This window comes from Halomonas cerina (genome assembly GCF_014192215.1).
GTDB classification, from domain to species: domain Bacteria; phylum Pseudomonadota; class Gammaproteobacteria; order Pseudomonadales; family Halomonadaceae; genus Halomonas; species Halomonas cerina.
Window position 1 is genome coordinate 117,296 of record NZ_JACHXP010000006.1, and the last position, 11,708, is coordinate 129,003.

Genomic DNA, 11,708 nt, shown 5'->3' on the forward strand with positions numbered 1-11,708 from the left:
ATCTCCCGGCGAGTTTCGCTGGCGGCGGTATGGTCGTCGTGCTAGATAGTGACTAATTACTATCTTTAGGGGCTCGAGCATGTCGCAGCGCCAGCATCTCCCCGCCGACGAGCGCCGGGAGCGCACTGTGGAAGCCGTCATCGAGCTTTGCGGCCGTGAGGAACCCGCCACCCTGACCACCGGGCGCATCGCCCGACGCATGGGTGTCACCCAGGGGGCGCTGTTTCGCCACTTCGCCAGCAAGGAGGCCATCTGGGAGGCGGCGGTGGCCTGGGTCGCCGAGCGGGTAATGGCGAGGATAACTACCGCCGCCGAGGGCGTCGAGGACCCCCTGCTTGCCCTGGAGGCGATGTTCCTGGCCCACGTGGCCTTCATCGCCGAGCACCCGGGGGTGCCGCGGCTGCTGATGGGCCAGCTGCAGCACCCGAGGCCCACCGCCGCCAGCCGTATGGTGAAGGGCCTGATGGCGCGCTACCGGCGTCGCCTGCTGGGCCTGCTCGAGGAGGCCGGGCGTCGAGGACAGCTGCGCCCCGGGCTCGACCTGGACGCGGCGGCCACCCAGTTCATCGGCTGCGTCCAGGGACTGGTGCTGCAGTCGCTGATCGCCGACGACGTGGCGGGCATCGTCGACCGGGCGCCGGCGGCTTTCGACCTCTACCGGCACGGCATCCGCGCGGCGCCGGGAGGGGATGCATGAGACCCTGGATACGGCGGCTGGGGCGGGGACTGGCCGTGCTGGTCGGCGTCGCCGTGGGCGCGGCGCTGCTGACGGTCTTCGTGGCCAACCGCCAGACCCCCGAGCACCAGGAGGCGGACGCCTCCGCTACCCCGGTGCGCTTCATCGAGGCCAGGTCCCTGGAGTTCCGCCTGGAGGCACGCGGCCATGGTCTGGCGCGACCCGCCGAGACCTGGCAGGCGATGGCCAACGTGGCGGGGCGCGTCGTCGAGCGCCACCCGGAACTGGAGAGTGGCACCCTGCTGCCCAAGGGCACTCTGCTGGTGGCGCTGGATCCCAGTCGCTATGAGCTGGCCATCGCCGAGGCCGAGGCGGAGCTGGCGAGCCTGGCCGGCGAGCTGGCCCAGCTCGAGGCAGAGCAGGAGAACACCCGCCGCCTGCTGGGTCTGGAGCAGCAGGCGCTCGCCCTGACCGAGCAGGAGCTGGCGCGCATCGAGCGGCTGGCGGCCAGCGGCTCGGTCTCCAGCTCACGACGCGACGAGCAACGCCGCAGCACCCTGGGCCAGCGCCAGGCGGTCGCTTCCCTGGAGAACACCCTGGCGCTGCTGCCCGCGCGGCGCGAGATGCTCCAGGCGCAGCGGGAGCGGGCCGCCGTGCGTCTGGCCCAGGCCTGGGAGGACCTGGCGGATACCCGCTTCGTGGCACCCTACGATCTGCGCCTGGCAGCGGTGGAGGTGGAGCGCCACCAGTTCGTCGGCACCGGGCAGCGCCTGTTCCAGGCCGATAGCCTCGAAGCTGCCGAGGTGGAAGCGCACATTCCTATCGCCATGATGCGCCGCCTGCTGGGCGCGATCCTGCCCGATGAACCCTTCGGCCAGGGACTGGACCTTGACGAGCGGCTGGATTTCTCGGCGGTGCAGGCCGAGCTCTTCCTGGTCGGTGCCGAGGGCGTGGGCTGGTCGGGTGAACTGGTACGCGTGGCCAGCGGACTGGACCCGGCCACCCGCACGGTACGTGCCGTGGTGCGGGTCGATCATCCCTACCGCAATGCCCGGCCGCCGGATCGCCCTCCGCTGCAGCGCGACATGTACGTGCGTACGCGGCTTAGCGCGCCCAGCCCCGAGTCTCGGCTGGTGATACCGGCCAGTGCGGTGCATCAGGGTGAGGTGTGGCTGGTGGATGCTGAGGCACGCCTCGAGCGGCGCGCGGTGACCGTGGCCTTCGAGCAGCGCGACCTGGCGGTGATCGAGGCGGGCTTGGCCCCCGGCGAGCGGGTGGTGGTCGATGACCTGCCCGCGGCGATCGCCGGGATGGCACTGGCCCCGCGTCGCGACGAGGCCCTGGAGGCGCGTATCGCCGAGCAGGCGCTGGGTGAAGGACACAGGGAAGCGCAGCCATGATCCGCTGGTTCGCCGCCCACCCCACTGCGGCCAACCTGCTGCTGGTGCTGCTGCTCGCCGCCGGGCTCTTCACCGCTCCGTCGCTCAAGCGCGAGACCTTCCCCGTCTACCGCCCGGTGGAGGTGAGCGTCGAGGTGGTCTATCGCGGGGCCAGCGCCGCCGACGTGGAGGACGCCGTGTGCCGACGCCTGCATGAGGCGGTGAAGGGGGTGGAGTTCCTCGACGAGTTCGTTTGCGTGGCCCAGGACAACCTGGCCAGCGCCACCGCCACCATGCAGGCCGGCGGCGATCCCCTGCGCTTCCTCAGCGAGATCGACACCGAGATCGGTGCTATCAGCGAGTTTCCGGCCCAGGCCGACCCACCGGTGGTGCGCGAGCTGCACCGCAGTGATCTGGTGGCGGCGGTCGCGATGTCATCCGACATGCCCGCCGGCCAGCTCGAGGAGTACGCCCTGCGCCTGGAGGAGCGCATCATGGCGCTGCCCGGCGTGGCGGACGTAACCATCCACGGCATGTCCCAGCGCCAGTGGCAGGTGGAGGTACCCGGCGAGGTGCTCGGCCAGCACGGCCTCTCGGCCCGCGAGCTGGCCCGGCGGATCTCCACACAGAGCCTGGATCTGCCGCTGGGCACCCTGGAAACGCCCGAGCGCGATATCCTGCTGCGCTTCACCGACCAGCGCCGCTCGTTGCGTGAGCTGCAGAGCCTGGTGGTGATGTCCGATACGTCCGGCGGCGAGCTGACCCTGGGCGACATCGCCACCCTGACCGAGACCGGTGAGCGCGAGGAGGAGAAGATTCGCTTCAACGGCGAACCGGCGCTGGTGCTGGAGGTAAGCAAGAGCCTGCGCGACGATGCCCTGACGGTGAAGGAGCGCCTCGAGGGGCTGATCGCGGCCGAGCGCCGCCGCTTCGACGATGGCGTTGCGCTGACCCTAACCCAGGACATGACCAGCATCGTCCGCGACCGCCTGCAGATGCTGGTGGCCAATGGGGTCATGGGGCTGGCGCTGGTGGTGCTGGTGATGAGCCTCTTCTTCCGCCCGCGCCTGGCGCTGTGGGCGGTGCTGGGACTGCCCGCCGCCTTCATGGGGGCCTTCCTGGTGATGGGGCTCGCCGGCCTCTCCCTGAACATGATCACCCTGGTGGCACTGCTGATGGCCATCGGCATCGTCATGGACGACGCCATCGTGATCACCGACAACATCGCCGCCCACGCCGGGGAGAGTGCCACGCCGCTGGAGGCGGTGGTGGCGGGGACCCGTCAGGTCCTGCCCGGGGTGCTGTCATCCTTCCTGACCACCGCCTCGGTCTTCGTGCCGCTCTCCTTCCTGGCCGGCGAGCTGGGCGCGGTACTGGAGGTGCTGCCGGTGGTGCTGATCGCCGCCCTGGCGGCGAGCCTCATCGAGGCGTTCTGGATCCTGCCCCACCATCTCAAGGGCAGCGTGAAACACCTGCAGCAGGGCCGCGACTCGCGCCTGCGTACCGCCTTCGACCGCGGCTTCGAGCGCTTCCGCGAGGGCGTGGGGCGGCTGGCCGACCGGGCGATCCGTTTCCGCCACGCGGTGCTCGGCGCGGTGCTGGCGGTGATGCTGGGGTCGGTCGGGCTCATGGCCGGTGGCCATGTCGGCAGCGAGGCGATGCCTGGCATCGACGGCAACGTGCTGGAGGCGCGCATCCTGATGCCCCAGGGCACACCCCTGGCACGCACCGAGGCGGTAGCCGAGCGGATCGCATCGGCCATGGGCGAGCTCGAGGCGCGCTACTCGCCCGAGCAGCCGGAGGGCGCGGCACTGGTGGAGGCGATCCAGGTGCGCTTCAACCATAACCTCAGCGCCCGGGAGGCGGGCCCCCACGTGGCCACGGTCAGCGTCGACCTGCTCACCGCCGAGCGGCGCACCCTGACCCTGGATGCCCTGACCGCCGAGTGGCGCGAGGCGATCGGCGAGATCGAGGGCCTGCAGCGCCTGATCATCCAGGAACCGGGCTTCGGCCCCGCCGGGGTGCCGGTGGAGGTGCGCCTGACCGGCGAGGATCTCGAGGCCATGGAGGCGGCGGCGCTCGAACTGACCACGCACCTCGCGGGCTATTCGGCGGTCTACAACGTCATGCATGACCAGCGCCTGGGCAAGCCCCAGCGTGCCTACTCGCTGGCATCGGGCGCCCACGGCCTGGGGCTCACCGCCGAGGAGGTAGCGAGCCAGCTGCGTGCCGGCCTGCTCGGCGAGATCGCCGATACCCAGCGCATCGGCGAGCAGGAGATCGAGGTGCTGGTGCGCCAGGCCGAGAGCGACCGCGACGGTCTCGACGACCTGGCCGACCAGACCCTGATGCTCCCCGACGGTAGCCGGGTGCCGCTCTCGGTGGTGACCGAGATGGCCGAGCGCCGCGAGTGGGCGCGCATCACCCGCATCGACGGGCGGCGCACCGTCACCGTGGAGGCCAACGTGGATGCCCGCCGGGCCAGCGGCCAGGCCATCGTCGACGACCTCGTCGGCAGCGGCTGGCTGGCCGGCTTCGAGGGGCGCCATCCCGAGGTGGCGGTCACCTTCGAGGGGCAGGTGGCCAGTTCCGCCGAGACCGGCGGCTCCATCGCCCGCGCCCTGCTGATCGGCCTGGTGGGGATCTTCGTGATCCTGTCGTTCCAGTTTCGCAGCTATGTGGAGCCGCTGATCGTCATGCTCTCGATCCCGCTGGCCTTCATCGGGGCCCTCTGGGGGCACGTGATCATGGGCTACTACCTCTCCATGCCCTCGCTGATCGGCGCCGCCTCGCTGGCCGGCATCGTGGTCAACAACGCCATCCTGCTGATCCACTTCATCAAGACCCACCGTGCGCGCGGGCTCGATGCCGCGGCCGCGGCGAGTCAGGCCTGCCGCGACCGGCTGCGCGCCATCCTGATCGCCTCCACGACCACCATCGCCGGCCTGGCGCCGCTGCTGGCCGAGACCAGCACCCAGGCGGATGCCATCAAGCCGCTGGTGATCGCGGTGGTCTTCGGCCTGCTCAGCGCCACCGTGCTGGTGCTGCTGGTGATTCCGGCGCTCTACGTGTTGTTCGATGATTGGGGCTGGGCCCGCGTGACGCCTGCCAAGGCATAGCGACATGGAGCGGGGCCTGCCGGTCCCGCCTTGACGCCGCTGAGTCCTTGGCTAACTTCAAAGAGGTATTTTTTATAAATCTTAATGGCGGGTCCGGCTGGCTCGCGGAACAGGGCAACGCAGGAGATCATCATGTCGACACATCATCGAGTGTATTTCCCGTCAGCCAAGCCCACCGGCGCCCTGATGCTGGCTGCCTCGCTGTTACTGGGCAGCGCCGCCATGGCCGATGATCATGAAGCGATGGATTCCGGCGATACCTGGCTGCCGAGCCTGACCACCGAGACGCCCCAAGAGGGCTTCGCCCTGGCGGTGACGCTTTCCCAGAAGGGGGTGGCCACCACCCAGCCGGATGCCGAGGTGCGCAAGGCGAAGCGGTCCGAATACGCGGAGGATCCCGATAGTCTGATTGCGGCCTCTCATGTGATTGCCATTCACTTCCAGACCATCGCCGCTGCCAACGACTACTGGCGAGAGTGAGGCGTTGGGCTGTCGTTATCGAGGAGACCTTCATGCTCAAGGTACGCCTGTATCGCTATCACCCCGAGCTCGATGAGCGGCCCCGGATGGCGACCCTGAAGGTCGATGACCGCTTCCGCAAGGCCATGGTGCTCGATGTGCTGGAGTCGCTGAAGGAACGCGATCCCACCCTGGCCTATCGGCGCTCCTGCCGGGAGGGGGTGTGTGGCTCGGACGGCATGAACATCAACGGCAAGAACGGCCTGGCCTGCGTAACATCGGTGGCCGAGGTGCTGGGAAGCGCCGATACCCTGACCCTGCGTCCGCTGCCAGGCATGCCGGTGATCCGCGACCTGGTCGTCGACCAGACGCTGTTCTTCCGCCAGTTCGAGAAGATCCGCCCGTGGCTGATCAATGACGAACCGCCCTCGGCCATCGAGCGACGGCAAAGCCCCGCGGACCGGGAAAAGCTCGATGGCCTCTACGAATGCATCCTGTGCGCCTGCTGCAGCTCGGCCTGCCCCTCCTGGTGGTGGAACCCGGACAAGTACATCGGGCCGGCCGGCCTGATCCAGGCCTATCGGTTCCTGATCGACAGCCGCGACACGGCGACGGACGAGCGGCTAGCCGAGCTCGAGGACCCCTTCAGCGTGTTCCGCTGCCGGCAGATCGCCAACTGCACCTGGGTATGCCCCAAGGGCCTCAACCCGATGCGGGCCATCGGGCATATCAAGGCGATGCTGCTGGCCCGGGGCAGTTGACGGACGGTTGTCATTCTCCACAAGCGTGACTTTCCGACATCCTGTCGGTAGGTCCGAAGTCAACCTTGAAGATAGCACAGCGAAGTAAGGAGGCAGCGAGAACAGGGTTGCCTGATGGCGACGCGCTATCTCTCTCCGCACTAAAAGTACGGGGTATCTCGCGTAAAATCTGATGAACAAGCGCACAGGAACCAGTAGAAACACCATGATGGCCACCTTGTGGCGCAACCGTGGACGACGCTCCCGAGCCATCGCATTCGCCGTGATGCTGGGCAGTCTGGCGGCTGCTGGAGACGTGATCGCCGTGGAGCCAGTCGGCCCCCAGTTGACCGAGAAGCTGCGCGGACTGTTGGTAAAGGAGATGACCGAGGTCGAGGCGGCCATGCAGGAGACCTATAGTGCCATCATCCAAGGCAAGCATGACGAGGTGGCACAGAAGGGCCAGGCTATCCACGACAGTTTCATCCTTGAGCAGTCCCTTACCGAGCAGGATCGACAGGACCTGAAAGCGGCGGTGCCTGTGGAGTTCCTGCAAATGGACAAGCGGTTCCATCAGTTGTCGGCGTCACTGGCCGAGGCGGGAAGACAGCAGAACACCCAGGAGCAGGTCAAAGTCTTCAACCGCATGACCGAATCCTGCGTGGCCTGTCACAGCCGCTACGTGACGGATCGTTTTAAGGGGCTGCAGGAGTAGTCCATTCCCGGGAGTTGGGGAATCGATACTCGTTAAGCCGAACGCGTGTGTCGGTGTGCAGTCGACGCCGTCTTCGCGACGGCAGCGCGATCGATCAGGTCATGCTGGCCCGCAGACGACGACGCCCCGGTTTGGCCGGGGCGCCGTGTCGTCTTGGTTGGGCCGCTTGGCCTCAGGCGGCGTCGAGGGGCCGCGAGGGGCCGAAATGCTCGTAGTGGCGGCGCTCGTCGGGTACCCCGAGTTCGGCCAGGGCGCGGTTCACCGCGGTCATGAAGCCCTGGGGACCGACGAGGTAGCAGCGGGCCCCTTCGGGCACATAGCGGGCCAGCAGCTCGCGGTCGACCCGCCCGGTGTGATCGGCACTGTCGCCATGCTCGTGCACCGTGACGGCCCGCAGACGCTCAGGGTGCTCGACGGCGAGCGCGGCGATCTCGTCGCGGAAGGCATGGTGCTCGGCGTCCAGGGCGGCGTGCAGATAGACCACCCGGCGGCCTTCGGCCAGGGCGCGACGGGCCATGGGCAGCAGCGGGGTCTGGCCGACCCCACCGCTGGCCAGCAGCAACGGCTCGTCGCCATCGGCCAGGGTCAGGTCGCCGGCGGGAGGCAGCAGCTCCAGGGTGTCGCCGATCGCCAGGACGTCATGGAAATGCCGGCTCGCCCGGCCCTCGGGTTCGCGCTTGATCGAGATCCGATAGCTCTTGCCGTTGGGCACGTCCGATAGGCTGTAGTGCCGATAGACCGGCTCGCCGTCGATGGTGAGGCGCACGCCGATGAACTGTCCCGGGGTGTGGTCGGCCACCGGTCCGCCATCCTCGGGCTCCAGCACGAAGGAGCGGATCACCGCGCTCTCCTGGTGGGTCGCGGCGATGCGGAAACGGCGAGTGCCGCGCCAGCCGCCGGGGCGCTGGGCGAACTCCCGGTAGCGCTGATCCTCCAGCTCGATGAGCAGGCCGGCCAGTTCTTCGTAGAGGCCGCTCCAGGCGGCGGCGATCTCCGGCGTCACCGCCTCACCCAGCACCTCGCCGATGGCGGCCATCAGGCACTCGCCGACGATGGGGTACTGGTCGGGCTGGATGCCCAGGGAGACGTGCTTGCTGACCACGGTGGCCAGCACGCCGCGCGCCTGCTGCGGATTCTGGCGCAATTGCACATAGGCGAGCACCGCGCCGGCCAGGGCCCGCGGCTGGCCGCCGTCGCGCTGGTGGGTCTCGTTGAACAGCGGCTTCACCTCGGGATAACGCGCGAACATCAGCGGGTAGAAGCGCTGGGTGATGGCGTCGAGGTGCTCGGCGACTACCGGGGCGGTGGCGTCGATCAGTCGTTCCTGCTCTTTCGTCAGCATGGGAGTCCTTGTTGTCTGGGGTGGTCATGATGGCCCTCCCCGGAAGGCAAGACCTGTGCCAGTCTGGCCCGGAAGCCTGGTCGCGGCGCCGCATACCCGTGGCCTGCGGAGCCGGCATGAGGCAAGTGTTGTTGAAATGACATGATTCGTGTTGTCATAATGACATTTATTGTCAAAAGTACACTCTCATGACCGATTTCCTGCGTGCGTTGCACGAGCTCCTGGCCTGCCTGGGCGAGCAGGCCCCGGACACGTCCCTGGCCGGGGAATGGGATGCCCTGCTCCAGGCCCTGGTCGGCGGACATTCCCTGGACGCCGCGACCCTGATGGTGATGGAGGACGGCGCCCTGAAGCCGGTCGCGGTGCTGGGCCTGCCTGACGACGTGCGCGGTCGGCGCTTCGAGCCGTCACGGCATCCCCGCCTCGCCGCCATCGCCGCCCATCCCGGCGTCTGTCGCTTTCCCGTCGATACCGAACTGCCCGACCCCTTCGATGGCCTGCTCGACGAGGACCTGAGCCAGGTGCATGACTGCCTGGGGGTGGCCCTGCGTGATGAGGGGCGGTTGATCGGCCTGCTGACCCTGGACGCCCTGACCCCCGGCGCGCTCGAGGACCTGGAAGAGGCGGAGTTGCTGGCCGCCGCCGGGCTGCTGGCCATCTGCCTGCGCCTGGCCGGGCATCTCGCGGACACCCGTTCGCGGCTCAGCGAGGCGCTCGACGGCGAGGAGCGGGGCGGTTCGCTGCAGCACTGGCACAGCCCCGCCATGCAGCGGTTGATGGGCGCCGTCGACCTGGTGGCGCCCACTCAGATGAGCGTGCTGCTGCATGGCGAGACCGGGGTGGGCAAGGAGCGAGTGGCCCGCGCCCTGCACCAGCGCTCCGGGCGGCGCGGTGGCCCCCTGGTGCAGGTCAACTGCGCGGCCCTGCCCGAGAGCCTGATCGAGAGTGCCCTGTTCGGCCACCGGCGCGGGGCCTTCTCCGGGGCCGTACGGGACCATCGCGGTCACTTCGAGATGGCCGATGGCGGCACCCTGATGCTCGACGAGGTGGGTGAGCTGCCCTTGGCGCTGCAGCCCAAGCTGCTGAGGGTGCTCCAGGAAGGGGAGATCCAGCCCCTGGGCAGCGAGCAGGCGCGACAGGTGGATGTCCGGGTCATCGCCGTGACCAACCGTGACTTGGCCGCCGAGGTGGAGGCGGGGCGCTTCCGGGAGGATCTCTACCATCGGCTGGGTGTCTTTCCCCTGGCGGTGCCGTCGCTACGCGAGCGGCCCGAGGACATCCCGCTGCTCGCCGGCCACTTCCTGGAGGACAACCGGGTACGCCTCGGGGTCGCCAACCTGCGCCTGGCCCCCGAGGCCCAGGCGGCCCTGCTCGGTTGGCACTGGCCGGGCAATGTGCGTGAGTTGGAGCACGTGCTGGCCCGCGCCGCCCTGCGGGCCCTGGGCGAGCAGGGGCCGCTGTCGGCCCCCCGGCAGCGGGCGACGGTGTTGCGTATCGCCCCTGGCCACCTTCAACTGCCTGTCGCCAGCGCCTCCCCGGTGGAGGCGCCGCCGTCGGCCACCGCGACCGTGGCCGGGGAGGCGGAGCGCGGCCTCGACCTGCGCGAGGCCACCGACGCCTTCCAGCGCCGGCTGATCCGCGACGCCCTGGCGGCGCAGGGCGGCAACTGGGCCGCCACGGCCCGGGCACTCGCCCTGGATCCTGGTAATCTGCACCGCCTGGCCCGCCGGCTCGACCTCAAGTAACGCTGGTGATCAGTCGCTGCGGATTGGCGGGCGCGATAGCGGTTTTGTATGTTGAATCAGGACGCTCTCTGGAAAGTGGAGGCATCATGATGCGACACGCGAAGCTGGTGATTCTGGGGGCCGGGACGGCGGGGTTGACCGCCCTCAAGGAGGCGCAGCGTTACACGGATGACGTGCTGCTGATCAACGCCGGCCCTTACGGCACGACCTGCGCGCGGGTCGGCTGCATGCCCTCCAAGGCGCTGCTCGAGGTGGCCCATGCCTACGGGCGTCGCGACTGGCTGGCGGCGAGCGGCATGCAGGGCGGCGACACGTTGCGGATGGATCTGTCGGCGGTCATGGCGCACGTGCGCGCCCTGCGCGATCGCTTCGTTGCCGGGCCGATCGGCACCGCCGACGCCCTGGGCGAGCGCAGCCTCCAGGGACAGCCGCGCTTCATCGATCCCACGACCCTCGAGGTCAACGGTGAGCGTATTCGGGCCGAGGCCGTGATCATCGCGACCGGTACCCGGCCCATCGTCCCCGATGCCTGGCAATCCTTGGGCGAGCGGATCGTCACGTCGGACGATGTCTTCGAGCTCCAGTCGCCGGGGCGGCGCCTCGGCGTGGTTGGGCTGGGGCCGATCGGCGTGGAATTGGGCCAGGCCTTCGCCCAGCTCGGCTGCGAGGTGCATGGCTTCACCCGCGGGCCCCGCGTGGCGGGACTGAGCGACCCGGAGGTCAACGCCAGCCTGCTCGAGGCGTTGCGACGCCAGATGACGGTCACCACCGAGGCGGAGGTGACGCTGCATCGGAGCGACAAAGGCGTGGTGATGCAAGGCGGCGGGCAGGAGGTGGAGGTCGATTGGGTCCTCGCCTCCCTGGGGCGCCGTCCCAATGTCGAGGGTTTGGGCCTCGAGAACCTGGGCGTGGAACTCGACGGCCGCGGCGTGCCCCGGTTCGACGCGGCGACCCTGAGAATCGGCGACCTGCCGGTCTTCATGGCCGGCGATGTGGATGGACTGCGCCCATTGATGCACGAGGCGGCGGACGCGGGACGTATAGCTGCCTATCATGCCCTGCATCCGGACGCCGAGTGTCTCGCTCGACGCACGCCCCAGGGCATCGTCTTCACCGAACCCGGCGCCGGCCATGCGGGGCTGACCCGGGCCGAGCTTCCCGAGAGCGGCGTGGTAACCGGCAGTGCCGACTTCACCCAACAGGCCCGAGCGTTGATGGCCGGCCGCAATGCGGGACGCCTGCAGCTCTACGCCGACGAGAGCGACGGGCGCCTGCTCGGTGCGGAGCTGGTGGCCCCGGACGCGGAGCATCTGCTGCATCTGCTGGCCTGGTCGATCCAGCAGAACCTGAACGTCGATCAGCTGCTCGAGATGACGTTCTATCACCCGACCGTCGAGGAGGGGGTGCGCGGCGCCTTGCAAGCGGTGCGTCACGAACTCGGCAAGCGGCGCACCCAGCCCGATCTGCCGCTGTGTCACGAGCCGGCGGACTGGGCGCTGGGGTGAAAAAGCGCCGATCACCGGTCGGCGAAGA

General features: G+C 69.0%; 9 protein-coding genes. 8 read left to right on the top strand and 1 reads right to left on the bottom strand.

The features are described from left to right. Nucleotides 1-79: 79 nt before the first annotated feature. The 6 genes from FHR94_RS07830 (at nt 80) to FHR94_RS07855 (ending at nt 7,088) form a co-directional block, all read left to right on the top strand. Nucleotides 80-697 (top strand): TetR/AcrR family transcriptional regulator, encoded by a 618-nt coding sequence (locus FHR94_RS07830; protein ID WP_183325081.1) that lies wholly within the window; start codon nt 80-82, stop codon nt 695-697. Next, entirely contained in the window at nt 694-2,076 is a 1,383-nt protein-coding gene (locus FHR94_RS07835; RefSeq protein WP_183325082.1) for an efflux RND transporter periplasmic adaptor subunit, read from the top strand. Before FHR94_RS07830 ends, FHR94_RS07835 begins: the two co-directional genes overlap by 4 nt. Further along, complete coding sequence (locus FHR94_RS07840) at nt 2,073-5,174, top strand: efflux RND transporter permease subunit (protein ID WP_183325083.1); 3,102 nt, start codon at nt 2,073-2,075, stop codon at nt 5,172-5,174. Before FHR94_RS07835 ends, FHR94_RS07840 begins: the two co-directional genes overlap by 4 nt. A gap of 132 nt (nt 5,175-5,306) precedes the next feature. After that, the gene (locus tag FHR94_RS07845; protein WP_221188411.1) at nt 5,307-5,654 is read left to right on the top strand and encodes a hexameric tyrosine-coordinated heme protein; all 348 of its coding nucleotides are present in this window, start codon (nt 5,307-5,309) and stop codon (nt 5,652-5,654) included. A gap of 32 nt (nt 5,655-5,686) precedes the next feature. Beyond that, nucleotides 5,687-6,394, top strand: a complete 708-nt coding sequence (locus FHR94_RS07850) for a succinate dehydrogenase iron-sulfur subunit (RefSeq protein ID WP_183325084.1) — start codon at nt 5,687-5,689, stop codon at nt 6,392-6,394. A gap of 205 nt (nt 6,395-6,599) precedes the next feature. Continuing rightward, nucleotides 6,600-7,088: a hypothetical protein gene (locus FHR94_RS07855; RefSeq protein WP_183325085.1), complete on the top strand. Its 489-nt coding sequence runs from the start codon at nt 6,600-6,602 to the stop codon at nt 7,086-7,088. 172 nt (nt 7,089-7,260) lie between these two features. On the opposite strand, the gene hmpA is transcribed toward FHR94_RS07855, so the two are convergent. Then, nucleotides 7,261-8,430: an NO-inducible flavohemoprotein gene (gene hmpA, locus FHR94_RS07860; protein ID WP_183325086.1), complete on the bottom strand. Its 1,170-nt coding sequence runs from the start codon at nt 8,428-8,430 to the stop codon at nt 7,261-7,263. Between the two features lie 188 nt (nt 8,431-8,618). Here hmpA and norR point away from each other — a divergent pair, with 188 nt between their 5' ends. Beyond that, nucleotides 8,619-10,175: a nitric oxide reductase transcriptional regulator NorR gene (norR, locus tag FHR94_RS07865; RefSeq protein WP_183325087.1), complete on the top strand. Its 1,557-nt coding sequence runs from the start codon at nt 8,619-8,621 to the stop codon at nt 10,173-10,175. A gap of 86 nt (nt 10,176-10,261) precedes the next feature. After that, nucleotides 10,262-11,680, top strand: coding sequence for a dihydrolipoyl dehydrogenase (locus FHR94_RS07870; protein WP_183325088.1), 1,419 nt, complete (start codon nt 10,262-10,264; stop codon nt 11,678-11,680). The last annotated feature ends 28 nt before the right edge of the window (nt 11,681-11,708 follow it).

Coding starts and splice junctions, on each gene's coding strand:
- hmpA (WP_183325086.1), bottom strand. CDS start 8,430: ATGCTGACGAAAGAGCAGGAACGACTGATCGACGCCACCGCCCCGGTA.
- FHR94_RS07870 (WP_183325088.1), top strand. CDS start 10,262: ATGATGCGACACGCGAAGCTGGTGATTCTGGGGGCCGGGACGGCGGGG.
- FHR94_RS07840 (WP_183325083.1), top strand. CDS start 2,073: ATGATCCGCTGGTTCGCCGCCCACCCCACTGCGGCCAACCTGCTGCTG.
- FHR94_RS07845 (WP_221188411.1), top strand. CDS start 5,307: ATGTCGACACATCATCGAGTGTATTTCCCGTCAGCCAAGCCCACCGGC.
- FHR94_RS07830 (WP_183325081.1), top strand. CDS start 80: ATGTCGCAGCGCCAGCATCTCCCCGCCGACGAGCGCCGGGAGCGCACT.
- FHR94_RS07855 (WP_183325085.1), top strand. CDS start 6,600: ATGATGGCCACCTTGTGGCGCAACCGTGGACGACGCTCCCGAGCCATC.
- FHR94_RS07850 (WP_183325084.1), top strand. CDS start 5,687: ATGCTCAAGGTACGCCTGTATCGCTATCACCCCGAGCTCGATGAGCGG.
- norR (WP_183325087.1), top strand. CDS start 8,619: ATGACCGATTTCCTGCGTGCGTTGCACGAGCTCCTGGCCTGCCTGGGC.
- FHR94_RS07835 (WP_183325082.1), top strand. CDS start 694: ATGAGACCCTGGATACGGCGGCTGGGGCGGGGACTGGCCGTGCTGGTC.